An 18,679-nucleotide genomic window follows, 5' to 3' on the forward strand; every position below is an offset into this window, starting at 1 on the left:
GATAAAGATTAAGGATATTCACATGGCAAGAAAGGTGATTGATGTGAGAATTGTGAACGCAGCGACTGACGGACAAGAAAGCGCGATACAAGAGCTTTCCTCTGAATTGTTTCAAAATGTCTTTCCTCTTTATTTCTCCGAACTGGAAATTCAGCGCTTTAAAAAAAGGGGCGTATTATCATTACAAAACCAACGTTACCAAGGAACTTTAAAAGAAGCGTTTCAAATTATGGCTTGTCTGCAAACGGTACATATCATGCTGTCAAAGCCGCACCCGGTATATGACGTCAAAGAGCGGGCGCTGTTTGATAAAAATTGCGCTTTGCTGAATGAATGCGGAATGAATTTTCCCTTTACCTATGATGATTTCGAGACAGGGGCCGGATCAGAAGCCTGCGGTCACAGAAGGCTGATCTGACGGGTATAAAGAGCCTTTTAACAGGCTCTTTTTTGCTTCCTTGACATGATACCACAATTTCTTTCCTCTAACTCCCTTTATAATGAGACAAATCCCCGAGCATAATAAATGTCGAAAGGGGTGCTTTACAATGAGTTCAATCAAACAATCAATGACTACCCACGTGGCTACCGTTTCTCCCAATCAAACGATTCAGGAAGCGGCTGCGCTGATGCACCAGCATAATGTCGGAGCAATTCCCGTCGTTGACGGAGGGGAATTAAAAGGAATGCTGACAGACCGTGATATCGCATTGAGAACAACGGCTCAAGGCCGCGACGGCCAAACACCTGTTTCACACGTGATGTCTTCTGCAGTTGTATCCGGAAACCCGGAAATGAGTCTTGAAGAGGCGTCACATCTGATGGCCCAACACCAAATCCGCCGCCTTCCCATTGTCGATCAAAATCATCTGGTCGGGATCGTTGCGCTTGGAGACTTAGCGGTCGATCAGCGTTCAAATGAGTCTGCGGGAGCAGCTCTTTCCAATATTTCCAGTCAAAACACACAGTAACGGATGAAGAGAGCTTGCACTCATGCAGGCTCTTCTTTCCGTCAGAATGTTACATTTTGAACGCGAAAGAAATTCACGGTATAGTGTATACATAGGTCAGTACGTTTTAGCTAAAGGAGCTGTAACCATTGATAAAAGCATTAATCTTTGATTTTGACGGGTTAATTTTAGATACAGAAACCCATGAATATGAAGTGCTGCAGGAAATGTTTGAAGAACACGGTTCAACATTGCCTTTATCCGTCTGGGGAAAGGTGATCGGAACGGCCGCGGGGTTTAAGCCGTTCGCATATTTAGAGGAGCAGCTGGGAAGAAAGCTCGATCATGATGAACTGACGGCGATCAGGCGCGGGCGCTTCGAACAGCGGATGAAGACGGAAACGGCGCGTCCCGGGGTGGAGGCTTATTTAGCCGCGGCAAAAGAATTAGGATTGAAAGTGGGGCTCGCGTCCAGCTCAGATTTTAAATGGGTATCGGGCCATCTGAAGGAATTAGGCCTGTTTGATGAATTTGAAGTGATTCAGACGGCTGACGACGTAGAAGAAGTGAAGCCGAATCCGGAGCTCTATCTGAAAGCTGCGGAACATTTAGGCGTTGAACCATCTGAATGTCTGGCCTTTGAGGATTCGGTCAACGGCTCAATCGCAGCCAAACGTGCCGGAATGAAATGTGTCATCGTCCCGAATAAGGTAACAAGCGCCCTGTTATTTGAAGAATACGATCACAGACTGGAATCGATGGCGGAAATGGAACTTGAATTACTCTTACAGCGATTGAACGATCAAAACGAACCGGCAGGGGGAAGCAGCATTGTCTGAGAAACTTGATCTGACCCGTTTTGAAAAGAAAATGGTCATACGGAATATGGAAGAGAAAGATATCAACAAAATAATTGAGCTGCAAAAGGATTGTTTTCCGGGGATGGAGCCGTGGGAGCCTGAGCATTTAATCAGCCATCTCGCGCACTTTCCGGAAGGTCAGTTTTGCGCCGAGTATGAAGGGGAAATTATCGGTTCATGCTCAAGCCTGATCATCAATTTCGATGAATATGATGACCGCCACACGTGGCAGGACATTACAGACGACGGTTATATCACGAACCACAACCCGGACGGATTGAATCTGTACGGGATTGAGGTAATGGTTCACCCGGAATACAGACGGATGAAAATCGGACACCGGCTGTATGAGGCGAGAAAAGACTTGGCGAGACGATTGAATCTGAAAAGCATCATTATCGGCGGGCGGATTCCGAATTATCATAAGTATGCGGAAGAAATGACGGCGAGAGCCTATGTCGAACAGGTGACGCGCCATCAGATTTATGATCCGGTGCTTTCTTTCCAGCTGATGAACGGATTTACGCTCATGCGGATCAATCCGAATTATCTCCCGGATGACACCGCGTCCATTAAATATGCGACATTAATGCAATGGAACAATGTCGATTACTTGCCGCAGTCGAAGCGCTATTACAAATCGGCATTTCCGGTGCGCATTTGCGTCATTCAATATGAAATGAAAAAGATTTACTCCTTCGAGGAATTTGCCAATCAGGTTGAATATTATGTCGATGTGGCTTCCGATGCGAGATCTGATTTCGCGGTGTTCCCGGAGATTTTCACGACGCAGCTCATGTCATTTCTCGAGGAGCGTTCGCCGAGTCTGGCCATTCAGAGGATTACCGAATATACCGAGGACTATATCAGCCTCTTTACAGATCTCGCGGTGAAATATAATGTCAACATCATCGGCGGCTCCCACTTCGTTGAAGAAGAGGGGAAAATTTATAACATCGCCTACTTATTCAGACGTGACGGCACGATTGAAAAACAATATAAGCTTCACATTACGCCGAATGAGCGGAAATGGTGGGGCATCAGCGCCGGAGACAGGGTGCGCGTATTTGATACGGACTGCGGAAAGATCGCCATTCAGATCTGTTACGATATCGAATTTCCGGAGCTTGCGAGAATTGCCGCGGATCAAGGAGCGAAAATTATCTTTACGCCGTTCTGCACTGAAGACCGCCAAGGCTACTTGCGCGTAAGATACTGCTCTCAGGCGAGAGCGGTTGAAAACCAAATTTACACCGTCATCTCAGGTACGGTCGGAAACCTTCCGCAAACAGAAAATATGGATATTCAATACGCGCAGTCAGCCATTTTTGCTCCGTCTGATTTTGAATTCGCCAGAGACGGAATCGTCGGTGAAACGAATCCGAATATCGAAATGGTCGTGATCGGGGACGTGGACCTTGAAATCTTAAGAAGGCAGCGTGAAAACGGAACCGTGCGCCAGCTGAAAGACCGGCGCAAAGATATTTACCGGATTACGCACCTGAAATAAAAAAACGCCCGCTCCGCTTAAGGGGCGGGTTTTTTATAAAAACACTTGCGCCGGCCCCGGTTTCGGGATATGCTCTTGTAGCCCTTTCGCTTTCTGGGAGAAAGCGTTTTTTTAATTGCCGCCGCTTTATTGACTCGCCCATGCCGCGCCTTTATATTCTTATTAAGAGGAAAACTTCACCAAGAGAATCGGCGTCAGAAGCCGGGCAGCTTTCGATACAGTGCAATGATATTGAAAGGGAGATGAGCGGTGTGGAACATGTACAAAAAAATCAGTCACTCAAACAAAAGGATAAAGAGCTGATTTGGCACGCGATGAAAGGGGCGGAGCCGGATGACAGCATAATCGTTCAAAAAGGGGAAGGCGCCTGGGTTACGGACATTGACGGCAGACGGTATTTGGACGGCATGTCAGGCCTGTGGTGCGTCAATATCGGGTACGGGAGAAAGGAGCTTGCCGATGCGGCTTACAGCCAATTGAAGGAGCTTCCTTATTATCCGCTGACCCAAAGCCATCAACCCGCGATTGAGCTTGCGGAAAAACTGAATGAATGGCTCGGCGGCGATTATGTGATCTTCTTTTCCAACAGCGGATCGGAAGCAAATGAAACCGCGTTCAAAATTGCCCGCCAATACCACATTGAAAACGGCGATCACAGCCGCTTCAAATTCATCTCCCGGTACAGAGGCTATCACGGCAATACGATGGGGGCGCTCGCCGCTACCGGCCAGGCGCAGAGAAAATATAAATATGAGCCGCTCTCACAAGGTTTTTTGCATGCGGCGCCGCCTGATCTTTATCGGAATCCCGGAGATGCCGTCACATTGGAAAGCGCGCATGACATCGACCGGATCATGACGTGGGAATTAAGCGAAACGATTGCCGGCGTTATTATGGAACCGATTATTACAGGCGGAGGGATACTGATGCCCCCGGACGGGTATATGGCAAAGGTAGAGGGCATTTGCCGCCGCCACGGCGCGCTTCTGATCAGTGATGAAGTCATTTGCGGTTTCGGCCGCACGGGAGAGCCGTTCGGATTTCAGCATTACGGCGTTTCACCGGACATCGTCACAATGGCAAAAGGCATTACGAGCGCTTACCTGCCGCTGTCGGCAACGGCAGTAAAACGGGAGATTTTTGAGGCGTATTCGGGCGGTGAGCCGTACGGCCGCTTCCGGCACGTGAATACATTCGGAGGCAATCCGGCAGCCTGCGCCCTGGCCTTGAAAAACCTGCAATTGATGGAGGACGAACATCTGATCGCCCGCTCCCGTGAGCTTGGAGAAAGGCTGCTCCGTGAGCTTGAGCCGATCAGAGAACATCCGGCGGTCGGAGATGTACGGGGCAAGGGCCTTCTTGCCGGCATTGAGCTCGTCAAGGACAAAGTCACGAAGGAACCCGCTGATGCCGCCCTTGTGCAGCACGTCATCACCGCCTGCAGAGAAAAAGGCCTGCTTGTCGGGAAAAATGGCGATACTGTAGCGGGATATAATAATGTCATTCAGCTGTCTCCGCCTTTTTGCCTGTCGGACGAGGAGCTCTCTTTCATCATTTCGACCGTCAAGGAAAGCGTGCTGAGCATTGATTTTTAATGTAAAGGAGTAAAACATGAGTTTTCACAACCAGCAGATTCTACCGGCAATCCGGAACATGAAGCAATTCGATGCATTTTTAGAAAGTCCGTTCTTATACGGCGTCATTTTAGATATCCACCTCGGTCAATTAAAAGGTGTCGTGAATGAAGCGAAAAAACACGGAAAACTTCTGATGGTTCACGTCGATTTAATTCACGGCATTAAGCATGACGAATACGGTGCGGAGTTTATTTGTCAGGATATCCGGCCCGCGGGTATCATTTCGACGAGATCATCAGTCATCGTCAAAGCGAAACAAAAGAAAATATACGCGATCCAGCGTCTGTTTCTCTTGGATACGAGCGCCATGGAGAAAAGCATGGAATTCGTCGGAAAGCATAAGCCTGACTTTATCGAGGTTCTCCCGGGCATCGTTCCGACTTTAATCAGAGAAATTAAAGAAATGACGGGGATTCCGATTTTTGCCGGCGGCTTCATCCGCACGGAGCAGGACGTTGAAAACGCCTTGCAGGCAGGAGCCACGGCCGTGACGACTTCAGACACCGAACTATGGGCTAAATATGAACATTCTATGACAAAAAAAGATTGACACCGCTTACACCCATTGTTACAATAGACCTAGGTTAATACTATGTGATGGAGACCCGGAGACCCACAACAGCTCTTTACGGAAGCAATAAAGCGTAAAGCGGTTTGTTGTGGGTTTTTTATTCTCTATAACTCTGTCAAACCTGCTATTTTGTCATTTAGGAGGAATGATGATGACAGCATTTTGGGGAGAAGTAATCGGTACAATGCTGCTTGTTATTTTCGGCGGCGGCGTTTGTGCGGGAGTCAATTTAAAGAAATCGCTTTCATACCAATCCGGATGGATTGTTATTGTATTCGGCTGGGGATTGGGAGTAGCCATGGCGGCATATGCCGTCGGCAGTATCAGCGGCGCCCACTTGAATCCGGCTTTAACGATAGGCCTTGCGCTTGAAGGCAGCTTTCCTTGGAAAGAGGTCCCTGTTTATATTGCGGGGCAGATGATCGGAGCAATGATCGGTGCGGTTGTTGTGTACCTTCATTATCTGCCGCATTGGAAGGCGACGGATGATCCGGCCGCTAAACTGGGCGTTTTCTCGACCGGCCCGAGTATTCCTCATACATTTGGGAATATGATAAGTGAAGTCATTGGTACGTTTGTGCTTGTGCTCGGCATTTTGGCAATCGGAGCGAATGAATTTACAAAAGGGCTGAACCCGCTGATTGTCGGATTCCTCATCGTTGCCATCGGGATTTCTCTTGGAGGGACGACCGGATATGCGATCAACCCTGCGCGGGATTTGGGGCCGAGAATCGCTCACGCCTTTCTGCCGATTCCGAAAAAAGGGCCGTCAAATTGGAAATATGCCTGGATTCCCGTAGTCGGTCCGATCATGGGCGGTGCGTTCGGCGGCGTATTTTACAATGCCGCGTTTAAAGGAAATGTGACACCTAGCTTTTGGTTTGTAAGCGTTATAATGGTTGTAGTGCTTTTCATACTCTATATTTATACCAAGAAATCTCAATCACGGAAAATATTATCAAATTCTGAATATATTTAAAAAGGAGAGCGGCATCATGGAGACCTATATTTTATCAATTGACCAAGGCACAACAAGTTCAAGAGCGATTCTTTTTAATAAAGAAGGAAAAATCGTGCATTCCGCTCAAAAGGAATTCACACAGCATTTCCCTCAGCCGGGCTGGGTGGAGCACAATGCGAACGAAATCTGGGGATCGGTGCTCGCCGTTATCGCGACTGTGATCTCCGAGTCCGGAATCAGCGCTGATCAAATTGCCGGCATCGGCATCACGAACCAAAGGGAAACGACGGTCGTATGGGATAAAGATACCGGAAAGCCGGTATACAATGCGATTGTGTGGCAATCGAGACAAACATCCGGCATTTGCGAAGAGCTTCGTGAAAAAGGATATAATGATACATTCAGAGAAAAAACGGGACTTTTGATCGACCCTTATTTCTCAGGAACGAAAGTCAAATGGATTCTTGACAATGTAGAAGGCGCGCGGGAAAAAGCGGAAAACGGAAATCTTCTGTTCGGAACGATTGATTCATGGCTCATCTGGAAAATGTCCGGAGGGGCGGCGCACGTAACGGATTATTCCAACGCTTCAAGAACGCTGATGTTTAATATTCATGAATTAAAATGGGATGACGAGCTGCTTGATATTTTAGGCGTGCCGAAATCAATGCTGCCGGAAGTGAAACCGTCTTCTCATGTGTACGCGAAAACGGTTGATTATCATTTCTTCGGTAAAAACATTCCGATTGCGGGAGCGGCGGGAGACCAGCAGTCAGCGCTGTTCGGCCAGGCGTGCTTTGAAGAAGGCATGGGGAAAAACACATACGGCACAGGCTGCTTTATGCTGATGAATACCGGAGAAAAAGCCATCACTTCTGATCACGGCCTTCTGACGACAATCGCCTGGGGATTAGACGGAAAAGTCGAGTATGCACTGGAAGGAAGCATCTTTGTCGCAGGTTCTGCCATCCAATGGCTGAGAGACGGCATGCGGATGTTCCAGGATTCAAAAGAAAGCGAGACATACGCAGAGCGCGTGGATTCCGCTGACGGTGTTTATGTCGTGCCCGCTTTCGTCGGATTAGGCACACCGTACTGGGACAGTGACGTGCGCGGCTCAGTTTTCGGCCTGACACGCGGAACGACGAAGGAGCATTTCATCCGGGCTACGCTTGAATCTCTCGCTTATCAGGCGAAAGATGTGCTTGATGCCATGGAGGCTGATTCAGGCATCTCTTTAAAAACATTGCGTGTAGACGGCGGAGCGGTAAAAAATAACTTCCTCATGCAGTTCCAAAGCGACTTGCTTGATGTGCCGGTCGAACGTCCGGAAATTAATGAAACGACGGCGCTCGGTGCCGCGTATTTGGCCGGAATCGCTGTCGGATACTGGAAGGACAGCACTGAAATCGCCGATCAATGGAACCTTGATAAGCAATTCAAACCGGAAATGGAAGATAAAAAACGCGATGAATTGTACGGCGGATGGAAAAAAGCAGTAAATGCAGCTATGGCTTTTAAATAAGATAAAAATGTGGTATACTGAAAACAAGTTAATAGGAACGGTCCTGAGATGAGGAGAGACCACAGCACCAAAGTGATGACATGCGCTTTGGCTGTTGTGGTCTCTTTTTCTATACCGTGACAACAAGGAGGAAACGTAATGATGAATCACCAATTTTCAAGTTTGGAACGGGATCATATGCTGGAAGACATGACTAAAAAAACATACGATCTGTTTATTATAGGCGGAGGTATTACGGGTGCCGGTACGGCGCTTGACGCAGCTTCAAGGGGAATGAAAGTCGCTTTGAGCGAAATGCAGGATTTCGCGGCCGGCACATCAAGCCGATCCACAAAGCTTGTCCACGGCGGTTTGCGTTATCTGAAGCAATTTGAAGTCAAAATGGTTGCAGAAGTCGGTAAGGAACGTGCCATCGTGTACGAAAACGGCCCGCACGTCACGACGCCGGAATGGATGCTGCTGCCGTTTCATAAAGGCGGCACGTTCGGTTCATTCTCTACTTCTATCGGCCTGCGTGTGTATGACTATTTAGCGGGAGTAAAAAAATCAGAGCGCAGAAGCATGCTGTCTGCTAAAGAAACGCTGCAAAAAGAGCCGCTCGTCAAAAAAGACGGCTTAAAAGGCGGAGGCTATTATGTAGAGTACCGGACGGACGATGCGAGACTGACGATTGAAGTCATGAAAGAAGCCGTTAAATTCGGTGCGGAGCCTGTCAACTACTCTAAAGTGAAAGAACTGCTTTATGAAAAAGGAAAAGTTGTCGGCGTTTTAATTGAAGATCTGCTGTCAGGCAAGGAATACAAAGTTTACGCCAAAAAAATCGTCAATGCGACAGGTCCGTGGGTCGACGAGCTGAGAGAAAAAGACCACAGTAAAAGCGGAAAACATCTTCAGCACACAAAAGGGGTCCATCTCGTATTCGACCAATCCGTATTCCCGCTTAAACAGGCGGTATACTTTGATACGCCGGACGGCCGGATGGTGTTCGCCATTCCGCGTGAAGGAAAAACATACGTGGGTACGACCGATACGGTTTACAAACAAAAACTTGAGCATCCGCGCATGACGGTGCAGGATCGCGATTATGTCGTCAGCTCCATCAATTATATGTTCCCGGAACTGAACATTACGGCGGACGATATTGAATCAAGCTGGGCCGGCCTCAGACCGCTTATTCACGAAGAAGGGAAAGACCCGTCTGAGATCTCCCGTAAAGATGAAATCTGGACATCTCAATCAGGCCTGATTACGATCGCCGGAGGAAAACTGACGGGCTACCGTAAAATGGCTGAGCACATTGTCGATCTTGTCCGCGACCGCTTGAAAGAAGAGGGCGGCCAGGACTTCGGCGGCTGCAAGACGAAGACGATGCCGATTTCCGGCGGACATGTCGGCGGCTCTAAAAACTTCGAGTCATTTGTGGAAGCAAAGACAAAAGACGGCTTGAAAATCGGTTTATCACAGGAAACCGCTAAGCAGTTAGCCATCAGATACGGCTCTAACGTTGAAAATGTATTCAGCCGGATTGAAGGTCTGAAAGACGAAGCGGAAAAACGCCAGATTCCGGTTCACATTCTGGCTGAAGCGGCTTACAGCATCGAAGAAGAAATGGCTGCGACACCTGCCGATTTCTTCGTCCGCAGAACGGGAAGACTGTTCTTCGACATCAAATGGGTGCAAACGTATAAAACGGCCGTGATTGATTACATGAGCGACCGATTCCAATGGAATGACGCAACGAAAGAAAAACACACTGAGTGGTTAAATACGCTGCTGCACGACGCGGTTGTTCCGCTCGAACAATAATAACCGGAGGGCTGTGCCGAAAAGGCATGAGCCCTTCTTTTATCTTCTTACATAAAGCATTTGGTTAGGTTATCAAGTGACACGGGCAGCCGATTCATATTAAAATATGGTCATAAGCTGAAATTATAGGAGGACGAACATGAGTTGGAGTAAGAGCTACGAACGCTGGAATCAGGCCGAACAATTAGATTCAGAATTGAAAAAATTATTGGCGGACGCAGAAGGAAACGAGCAGCTGCTGGAAGATTTTTTCTACAAAAATCTTGAGTTCGGAACAGGAGGCATGAGAGGAGAAATCGGGCCGGGTACGAACAGGATGAATATTTACACGGTCCGCAAAGCATCCGCCGGACTTGCGGCGTATATCGAAAAACAGGGAGAAGACGCGAAAAAAAGAGGGGTTGCGATCGCATACGACTCCCGTCATAAATCTCCTGAGTTTGCGATGGAAGCTGCAAAAACCCTTGCTTCCCAAGGCATTCAAACATACGTATTTGATGAGCTCCGCCCGACGCCTGAGCTGTCTTTTGCGGTGAGAAAGCTGAACGCTTATGCCGGTATCGTCGTGACGGCCAGCCATAACCCGCCTGAATATAACGGATATAAAGTGTATGGCGATGACGGCGCACAGCTGCCGCCGAAAGAAGCTGACATCGTCATTGCGGAAGTGAATGCCATAGAAAATGAATTAACGATTCAAGTTGAAGATGAACAGTCGCTGAAAGAAAAAGGTTTGATTAAAATAATCGGTGAAGAAATTGATAAACCGTATACTGAAAAACTGACTTCCATCTCCGTACATCCCGAGCTTTCGGATGAAGTGGATGTCAGCGTCGTGTTCACTCCGCTGCACGGCACGGCAAATAAACCGGTGCGCCGCGGTCTTGAAGCACTCGGTTACAAAAACGTCACCGTCGTAAAGGAGCAAGAGCTGCCGGACCCGGATTTTTCAACCGTCAAATCGCCGAATCCGGAAGAGCACGCGGCATTCGAATATGCCATTAAACTCGGAGAAGAACAAAATGCCGATATTCTCGTCGCTACGGACCCGGATGCCGACCGTCTCGGCATTGCCGTAAAAAACAGCGAAGGCAAGTACACAGTGCTGACGGGAAACCAGACAGGCGCGCTTTTATTGCATTACCTGCTTTCCGAGAAGAAAAAACAGGGCACCCTTCCTGAAAACGGTGTCGTCATGAAAACGATTGTCACGAGCGAATTGGGCCGCGCCGTCGCTTCATCGTTCGGGTTAGATACGATTGACACGCTGACAGGCTTCAAATTTATCGGTGAAAAGATCAAAGAATATGAAAAAACAGGCCAATACACGTTCCAGTTCGGGTATGAAGAAAGCTACGGCTACTTAATCGGCGATTTCGCGCGTGACAAAGACGCGATCCAGGCTGCGCTGTTAGCCGTCGAGGTATGCGCCTTTTATAAAAAGCAGGGCATGTCGCTTTATGACGCGCTGCTGTCCATTTTTAAAGAATACGGTTATTACCGTGAAGGCTTGAAGTCATTGACGTTAAAAGGAAAACAGGGAGCAGAGCAGATTTCCGCTATCCTGACTTCATTCCGAAACGATCCGCCGAAGCAGATGGCCGGAAAACAAATCACGCAGGCTGAAGACTATTCAACGGGAAAACGGACTGTATTTGCCGATCATCGTGAAGAAGATATTGATCTTCCGAAGTCAAATGTCCTGAAATATTTCCTTGAAGACGGCTCTTGGTTCTGCCTTCGTCCATCGGGAACGGAGCCGAAAGTGAAGTTCTATTTCGCCGTGAAGGGAACTTCTTTACAAGACAGCGAACAGCGTCTTGCCGCATTATCTGAAGCCGTCATGAAAACGGTGGATGGCATAGTGGAAAAAACGAAATAAACAACAAACCGCCGGAAGCGACATCCGGCGGTTTTTTTTACGTCTCATCCGAAAGTATGAGGAAAATTCATGCTGAAAACAAAGGAATATACAGAAAAGAATTGATATAATATGGATAATTCTGATTGGCCGGAGTGAGGGAAATTGACGAAAACGACGGTAGAAACGTTAAAAACGTTAAAAGCGATTGCGGAAACCTTAAACCAAAGCCACGATTTAAAGGAAGCGCTTGATAAAGTGCTCCGCGAACTGCTCAGCTTGACCGGGCTGCAGACAGGGTGGATTTTTCTGATTGAGCCGGACGGATCTTATACGCTCGCCGCATCCGCTTATTTACCGCCGGCTCTCGGTCAGCGGGAAAATGCACTCATGTGCAGCGGGGAATGCTATTGTCTGACCAAATTCAGCAATGGCGGATTGACAAAAGCCGTAAACATAATGAATTGTAAACGGATTGAATTTGCGGAACAGACGACGAACTGCCGCGATACGGAGGGCATTACCCATCATGCGACCGTACCGCTTGAGGACGGCGGCCGGAAGTTCGGTTTATTAAACGTCGCCGCAAGTGAAAAGACATTTTTCAACGAAGAAGAACTGCATCTGCTTGAAGCGGTTGCATTTCAAATCGGAACGGCGATTCAGCGGATGAAATTGGCCGAATTTGAGCAGCAGAACGCCCTGTTGATGGAACGAAGCAGACTTGCGCAAGAGCTGCATGATTCCGTCAATCAGATGCTGTTTTCTGTCAGCTTAACGGCAAAAGCCGCAAAGAGCTTTACAGATGATGATCGACTCCGGCAGATGATTACGTTTATTCAAGAGCTGTCTCAGGATGCGCTAACAGAAATGAGGGCGCTTATTTGGCAGCTGAAGCCGGAAAGTTTGACGAAAGGGCTGTATGCGTCGATCAAAAGCTATGCCGCTCTTATCGGCCTGGAAGCCGTTTGTGAAATGGAGGATGAGCTGGAGCTTACGGATGAACAGGAACACGCGCTTTGGCGGATCGCCCAGGAAGCCTTGAATAACTGTAAAAAGCATGCGGGAACGGACCGGGTTATCATTTCCGCCGTTAAAAAGCCGGATTGCGCTGAGCTTCACATCAGCGACCGTGGAGCGGGCTTCAGCGCTGATGCGCACGCTGTGCTCCCATCGCTCGGCGTGGCCGGCATGAAAGCGCGGGCTGAAGCGATCGGAGGCCGCTTTACACTGCAATCCGAGCTTGGCGCCGGAACGATTGTCTCCGTTCGGCTTCCGTTTCGGGACAGGAGGTCTGATTGATGAAAATTGTGATTGCTGATGATCATCACGTTGTCCGCAAAGGACTGCGCTATTTCTTCGCCACTCAGGAAGACATTGAAGTTGTCGGTGAGGCGTCCACCGGTGCTGAAGCGCTTCAGCAAGCTGAAAAGACGGAGCCGGACATCATTCTGATGGATTTATCAATGCCTGATATGGACGGCATAGAAGCGGCAAAAATTGCGGCTGAACGATTTCCGGACATCAGTATCGTCGTTTTGACGAGCTATTCTGATCAGGAGCATGTCATTCCCGCCCTTAAAGCCGGCGCAAAAGCATATCAGCTGAAAGACGCCCAGCCCGATGATTTAGTGAAAACGCTCCGGGAAGTGTATTCCGGACGTTACCGGCTGTCGGCGAATATTGTGCCTCACGTGCTGACCCATATGGTTCAGGATGATCAGGATAAGGAAAAATATTATCAGCTGACCCCCCGTGAAAAAGATGTTCTTCAAGAAATAGCCAAAGGGAAAAGCAATAAGGAAATTGCGGCGGCACTGTGTATTTCCGAAAAAACAGTGAAGACCCACGTATCTAACCTGCTCTCAAAGCTGAATCTTTCCGATCGGACGCAGGCGGCATTGTATGCGGTAAAATATAATGTTTTTGGAAAGGCGGTAAAATTATGAGCATATTAGTGATCAGCGGAACACCGAGAAAAAACGGGCGGACTAGAATTGCCGCTTCTTATATCAGAGATCGGTTTCATACCGATTTTATTGATTTGAGCGAAAGTGAACTGCCGCTTTATAACGGTGAAGAAGAACAGAACGAGCTGCCTTCAGTGCAAGAGTTAAGGCGGCAGGTGAAAAAGTCGGCGGCCGTCGTCTTATTATCTCCCGAGTATCACAGCGGCATGAGCGGCGCTTTAAAAAACGCCATCGATTTTTTAAGCAGCGATCACTGGGCATACAAACCGGTGGCAATCATTGCCGCGGCGGGCGGAGGAAAAGGAGGCATGAACGCGCTGGCGAATATGCGGACGGTCATGCGGGGCGTCTATGCAAATGTCATCCCGAAACAGCTGGTCTTAGACCCGATTCACATCGACATGGATCGCCGGACCGTATCTGAGGATATGGCGGTCAGCCTGAAAGACATGATTGAAGAATTGAATATGTTCACAAACACAAGAAATCCCGGCGTCTGACGCCGGGATTGTTTTATGTCAGCATGGCTAATTGATCTTCATAAGCGAGCTCTGTCGCATGATCAATATACCCGAGAAGAGAATACAGCTCTTTTTCAAGCACCGCATGATCATATTCGAAATGATACGCGTGCAGAAAGTGCTCAATACGCTTTGATAATAAATCATCTTTTGTACGAACCATCAAAATTAATAAATTGTCCCATTGAGACCGGTGTGTGTAATACAAGGCTTTGTCATAATCGGCATGATCCATCTTACGCTTCTCCTTTCAATGAGAAGTTCTCCGTTAGTTTATGCCGTCGAAGCCCGGATGCAACGGGGGAAAAGTTGGTGTCCTTATCACATCGGCATAGCAATATGAGGGAGACATAAAATAAAACCGCATATCCGTCTCTTCTTTGGACACGCTAAGATTGACAAAAACGACTCAGGAGAACATAAAGATGAAATCTCTTCCATTTGCGCTTGCCCTCTTGTTTTGCGGCATTCTCATTGCCTCGATCGCTGAAAAAGGGCATACAGAACACCTCGATCCGTCAGTTGAAAAATGGGAGCAGCTCGCATGGAACCAGCTTGAACGTGAATACAAGGGGGCCGAGCTTACCGATTATTCGTACATGGGCCGTACAAAAGTGAACCGGGAACAGACGAAAGATGTGTTTCGCGTAACGGTGCAAACAGCAAAAGAAACGTTTTCATCCCGTGCTGAAGTGTATTTCCACCCCGTAACAAAACACGTGATCAGCATTAATATTTTCAGACTATAAAAAAAGCTGCACAGCCTAATTGAGGCCGTACAGCTTGTCAGATATCAGAAGAAGCGTTTTGCGCCGAGGTAGCGCTGTTTCCAATAGGAATTGTTCATGCTGGAAATAACGACACCCGAATCGTTGGCATTAATAAACTGGCCGTTCCCGAGATAAATACCGACGTGGGAAGGTCCGGCTTTATAAGTTGAGAAAAAGACAAAGTCACCGACCGCCGGCTGGCTGACTGATGTCATCGTATTCCAGTAGCCTGCGGCTGAAAGTCTGGATACAGAAGTGACCTTATTGAGAACGTAATAAATGAAACCGCTGCAGTCAAAGCCTCTCGGCGTTGTCCCGCCCCATACATACGGTACGCCCAGTTGAGCTTTTGCGGCATCGATCATTACATTAATCTTCGCACTTGTTGAACCTGTGCCGCCTGTGTTGCCGGACTGATTCGGTGTCGTGTTTGTCTGCTGCCCGGTAATCGTCAGCTTTTGTCCGATTTGAAGAACATCTGTTTTCAGATTGTTTTTCTCGCGGATCTGCTGGGCGGTCACATTGAACTTTTGGGCGATCACCCATAAAGAATCCCCGCTTTTCACGGTATATGTAGTGGTTTTCCCTGTATCTCCGGACTGGTTCGGAGTTGACGGTGAAGTCGAAGAGCCGGAAGATGACGTTTTGGTCAGCTTAAGCACTTGTCCGACCCGCAGCATGTCTGACGTCAGTTTGTTGATGCTTCTGATTTGCTGAACCGTCATATTGTATGCGTTTGCGATTTTCCAGAGTGAGTCTCCGCTTTTTACTGTATAAGAGGACGTTTGCGTCTGGTTTTTATTTTGGTTTGAATTGTCTTTTGACGGCGTGTTTCCCGAAGAAGACGTTCCTTTTGTTTTCAGGACTTGGTTTACGTAGATCGTATCCGTTTTTAAGTTGTTTAATACTTTGAGTTCCGCAATGGTCATATTGACGCTGTTTGCGATCTTCCATAGTGAATCGCCGAGTTTGACTTTATACGTCCCGGAAGATGATGACTGATTTTTGCTGCTGTTTGAGCTGCTGCCAGGAGCGGTTTTTTTCTGATCGGTGCTTGAGGAAACTTTCCCCGTCACTTGCAGCTTCTGTCCGGCGCGGATTAAGTCGCTTGTCAGACCGTTCAATTTTTTCAGTTCCTGTACGGACATTTTAAAATCAGATGCGATCAGCCACAGCGAGTCTCCGCTTTTCACTGTATAAACGCTTTTAGTCGTGCCGCTGTTCTTTGAAGATGGCTTTTTGCTGCCGGAATCTGATTTGCCGTTAGGAATGTTGAGCGTCTGCCCGATAGAAAGAACGGTGGATTTTAGATGATTCGCTGATGTAATGGCATCCACGCTTGTATTGTAGTTTTGGGCAAGCTTCCATAATGAATCTCCGCTTTTAACCTTAATCGTTTGTGCTTCTGCCGGTGTTACAGCTAACGCAGACCCGACGATCGCAGATGCAGTCAAACCGACCGCTACCTTTTTTTTCATAGTGAATCTCCCTTTTCCTGCGATAATTTTTCTATCCCCATTCGTTGCAGCCGCAAGGTGAGGATATCAGTAATGATAATCTTTATATCGGCACTTGTCTGCAATCGTTTATCATATTAATAGAAATAGTCCTTTTTTCTTATGCCGGCATAAAAAAAGAAGGAATGCGGACATTCCTTCAGCTTCTGAGCAGTCTCATAATCTCCTCTTTGTTTTTGACCAGATCCCTTAACGTATATTTGTCTAAAACGGCCAGGTAAGCTTGCAGGGCTTCATTCAGAAGGTTCTTTAAGTTGCAGGCGGGAGATATGATACAGAGATTTTTTTTGGAGTCAAAGCATTCTACGATGTTAAAGTCGTCTTCTGTATTTCGAACGACTTCTCCAATGTTTATGTCTTCCGGTGTCATTCCTAATCGGATTCCGCCTCCCCGGCCCCGGATCGTTTCGACATATCCGAGCTGTCCGAGGCGGTAAATGACTTTCATGAGGTGGTTTTTAGAGATGGAATAAGTATCTGCGATTTCTTTTATGTTGGAAAGTTCGTCGGAATGTCTGGAAGCCAAAAAAATTAAAACGCGTAAAGAATAATCAGTATAGTTCGTTAATTTCATAGAATGACCTCGAAAAAAGAGATTTTGCTTCTGTTACAGTCTATCATATATGAATTTAAAATGAAAAAAAAGGAATTTGCCCCTTTAACTCAAAAAAAACGTGCGCTCCTTCTGAGCACACGTTTTTTTCGTTAAGACATCGGCGGCTTACGATCGTCAGCCGATTGATGTTTTTCAATTTTGCGATCCAATTTTGCGAGATAACGGGAGGCGAATTCTTTTCCGCCAAGACCGAATGAAAGTCCGAAGGCAAGCGCGAAACCGCCCAGAATCAGAATAAACGCGGCATTTACGATCGTGTCGGCGACACCGAGCTGATCCAGCGCCATAAAGATTGAAAGAGTGATAATGGTATATTTCGCAAGCGGCGCCAGGAATCTGAATTCCTTTCCGCTCAGCATGCCGGCAAGCAGCCTGCTGACGAGCTGTCCGGCCAAAAGCCCGATTCCGAGAATAAATACAGCGGCCAGAACATTAGGCAGGTAAGCGATAATACCGGTTGCGATAACAACGAGAAATTCGAGATGGACAAGCTGCAGCGCCTCTGCCGTAAAGAGCAGGACGATGATGATCTGAACAATCATGCCGACCGTCTGAGAAAGCGTCAGCTTCGGGGTACCCGCCTGTTCAAAGCCCATTTTACCGAGAAGAGAGTCGAAACCGCCCCGGTGCAAGAGCCCGGATACAATGCGGTTGACCCATTTTCCGATCCAGATGCCGGCGATGATCAGCACAATACCGATGATGATATTAGGGAGCATTGTGAAGACCGTGTGCAGCATGGCTGACGCCGGTTCAGAAATACCCGCCACATCAAGCCGGTCAAGCGCAGAGATGATCACCGGAATGAAAATCAGCACGTAGACAATCGTTCCGATGATTGTCGACAGGCTTGTATCCTTCAGATAAATAGAAAGCCCCATACGTGCGGCAAGCCTTTCCGTGCCGATACTCGCCAGAAAGTTTGTGACGATATCACGGACGAGACGGGCAACAAGCCAGCCGATTAAAACAATCAGCGCCGCGGCGAATAATTTCGGTATAAAGGACAAAACGCTTTGGATCATATTTGTAAACGGCCCTGATACTCCGCTGATTTGGAGAGCGGCCAAGACGCCGGGCAGGAACAAGAGCAAGACGAAGTAAAAAACGATTCGTGAAGCGGCCGTAACGGATCTGCTCATCTCCGCTTCTTCAGAAACCATTGTCCATTTTCTGAGCCGGCCGTTTTCAGCGAGTTTCATGCCCGCTTTTTTGACGAGATAGCTGAAAAGCGAAGCGGCCGCCCAGCCCAACAGCAGAATCAGGCCGGCTTTTAAAATGCTCGGCACAGCCGCCGTTATCGCTGACAGCATGCTGACAAAAGGCGAAGCCACGGTTGTCAGATGCAGAATGTTAAAGAATAGAATAAAAACGATGATTAATGCGATAAAATAAATGACTTTACTGATGACTTTTTCTGAGGAATAGCGCGCCGGCTTTTTTTCGGCGAACAGCCTGTCGTCGATTTTTGTTTTTTGCAGGCCTTTGTATACGGCTTTTTCAATGATTTTGGCAATGCCCCAGCCGATAAGCAGGACGAGCAGTGCAATGATCAGATTCGGGAGTTTGCTGAGATACGTCGTAAGCATGTCTGCTGTATTCAA

General features: G+C 47.8%; 18 protein-coding genes. 14 read left to right on the plus strand and 4 right to left on the minus strand.

Translation table 11 applies throughout. From position 1 onward, the window contains the following. Positions 1–22 precede the first annotated feature (22 nt). The 13 genes from K3G25_RS00300 to K3G25_RS00360 all read left to right on the plus strand — a co-directional run bounded on the left by K3G25_RS00300 (position 23) and on the right by K3G25_RS00360 (position 14,151). Positions 23–418, plus strand: a complete 396-nt coding sequence (locus tag K3G25_RS00300; protein WP_007408448.1) for a DUF5365 family protein — start codon at positions 23–25, stop codon at positions 416–418. A 130-nt stretch (positions 419–548) separates the two neighbouring features. Next, positions 549–971 (plus strand): CBS domain-containing protein, encoded by a 423-nt coding sequence (locus K3G25_RS00305; protein WP_007408449.1) that lies wholly within the window; start codon positions 549–551, stop codon positions 969–971. Between the two features lie 128 nt (positions 972–1,099). Then, positions 1,100–1,789, plus strand: coding sequence for an HAD family hydrolase (locus K3G25_RS00310; RefSeq protein ID WP_003155347.1), 690 nt, complete (start codon positions 1,100–1,102; stop codon positions 1,787–1,789). Further along, positions 1,782–3,320 carry a bifunctional GNAT family N-acetyltransferase/carbon-nitrogen hydrolase family protein gene (locus tag K3G25_RS00315; protein ID WP_007408451.1) on the plus strand — a complete coding sequence of 513 codons (1,539 nt, stop codon included), beginning with the start codon at positions 1,782–1,784 and terminating at the stop codon, positions 3,318–3,320. The genes K3G25_RS00310 and K3G25_RS00315 overlap by 8 nt, the downstream gene beginning before the upstream one ends. A 242-nt stretch (positions 3,321–3,562) precedes the next feature. Beyond that, positions 3,563–4,915: an aspartate aminotransferase family protein gene (locus tag K3G25_RS00320; RefSeq protein WP_232489512.1), complete on the plus strand. Its 1,353-nt coding sequence runs from the start codon at positions 3,563–3,565 to the stop codon at positions 4,913–4,915. A gap of 16 nt (positions 4,916–4,931) precedes the next feature. Continuing rightward, positions 4,932–5,507 (plus strand): glycerol-3-phosphate responsive antiterminator, encoded by a 576-nt coding sequence (locus K3G25_RS00325; protein ID WP_007610287.1) that lies wholly within the window; start codon positions 4,932–4,934, stop codon positions 5,505–5,507. Between the two features lie 172 nt (positions 5,508–5,679). Then, positions 5,680–6,507 carry an MIP/aquaporin family protein gene (locus K3G25_RS00330; protein ID WP_021494903.1) on the plus strand — a complete coding sequence of 276 codons (828 nt, stop codon included), beginning with the start codon at positions 5,680–5,682 and terminating at the stop codon, positions 6,505–6,507. A 16-nt stretch (positions 6,508–6,523) separates the two neighbouring features. Further along, positions 6,524–8,014, plus strand: coding sequence for a glycerol kinase GlpK (glpK, locus tag K3G25_RS00335; protein ID WP_095060939.1), 1,491 nt, complete (start codon positions 6,524–6,526; stop codon positions 8,012–8,014). 138 nt (positions 8,015–8,152) lie between these two features. Further along, positions 8,153–9,820 carry a glycerol-3-phosphate dehydrogenase gene (gene glpD, locus K3G25_RS00340; protein ID WP_014417285.1) on the plus strand — a complete coding sequence of 556 codons (1,668 nt, stop codon included), beginning with the start codon at positions 8,153–8,155 and terminating at the stop codon, positions 9,818–9,820. A gap of 139 nt (positions 9,821–9,959) precedes the next feature. Beyond that, on the plus strand, positions 9,960–11,702 hold the full coding sequence (locus K3G25_RS00345) for a phospho-sugar mutase (RefSeq protein WP_021494906.1): 1,743 nt from the start codon (positions 9,960–9,962) through the stop codon (positions 11,700–11,702). Positions 11,703–11,846: 144 nt separating this feature from the next. Beyond that, the gene (locus K3G25_RS00350; RefSeq protein WP_014417287.1) at positions 11,847–12,983 is read left to right on the plus strand and encodes a GAF domain-containing sensor histidine kinase; all 1,137 of its coding nucleotides are present in this window, start codon (positions 11,847–11,849) and stop codon (positions 12,981–12,983) included. Beyond that, positions 12,983–13,630: a response regulator gene (locus K3G25_RS00355; RefSeq protein WP_205160712.1), complete on the plus strand. Its 648-nt coding sequence runs from the start codon at positions 12,983–12,985 to the stop codon at positions 13,628–13,630. The genes K3G25_RS00350 and K3G25_RS00355 overlap by 1 nt, the downstream gene beginning before the upstream one ends. Further along, positions 13,627–14,151, plus strand: a complete 525-nt coding sequence (locus tag K3G25_RS00360) for an NADPH-dependent FMN reductase (protein ID WP_109566813.1) — start codon at positions 13,627–13,629, stop codon at positions 14,149–14,151. Before K3G25_RS00355 ends, K3G25_RS00360 begins: the two co-directional genes overlap by 4 nt. Before the next feature lie 13 nt (positions 14,152–14,164). Here K3G25_RS00360 and K3G25_RS00365 read toward each other — a convergent pair whose 3' ends face one another. Further along, positions 14,165–14,407, minus strand: a complete 243-nt coding sequence (locus K3G25_RS00365) for a YhdB family protein (RefSeq protein WP_003155335.1) — start codon at positions 14,405–14,407, stop codon at positions 14,165–14,167. A 190-nt stretch (positions 14,408–14,597) separates the two neighbouring features. On the opposite strand from K3G25_RS00365, the gene K3G25_RS00370 reads away from it, so the two are divergent. Continuing rightward, complete coding sequence (locus tag K3G25_RS00370) at positions 14,598–14,921, plus strand: DUF3889 domain-containing protein (protein WP_003155332.1); 324 nt, start codon at positions 14,598–14,600, stop codon at positions 14,919–14,921. Between the two features lie 44 nt (positions 14,922–14,965). Here the strand turns inward: K3G25_RS00370 and K3G25_RS00375 are convergent, their stop codons facing one another. The 3 genes from K3G25_RS00375 to K3G25_RS00385 all read right to left on the minus strand — a co-directional run bounded on the left by K3G25_RS00375 (position 14,966) and on the right by K3G25_RS00385 (position 18,679). Next, a complete protein-coding gene (locus K3G25_RS00375; RefSeq protein WP_014417290.1) occupies positions 14,966–16,420 on the minus strand; it encodes a peptidoglycan endopeptidase LytF in 1,455 nt (484 codons plus the stop codon). Between the two features lie 178 nt (positions 16,421–16,598). Further along, positions 16,599–17,033, minus strand: a complete 435-nt coding sequence (gene nsrR, locus K3G25_RS00380; RefSeq protein ID WP_007610306.1) for a nitric oxide-sensing transcriptional repressor NsrR — start codon at positions 17,031–17,033, stop codon at positions 16,599–16,601. A 131-nt stretch (positions 17,034–17,164) separates the two neighbouring features. Next, the gene (locus K3G25_RS00385; protein ID WP_404977502.1) at positions 17,165–18,679 is read right to left on the minus strand and encodes a mechanosensitive ion channel; all 1,515 of its coding nucleotides are present in this window, start codon (positions 18,677–18,679) and stop codon (positions 17,165–17,167) included.

This window comes from Bacillus sp. FCW2 (genome assembly GCF_021228595.1).
GTDB classification, from domain to species: domain Bacteria; phylum Bacillota; class Bacilli; order Bacillales; family Bacillaceae; genus Bacillus; species Bacillus velezensis.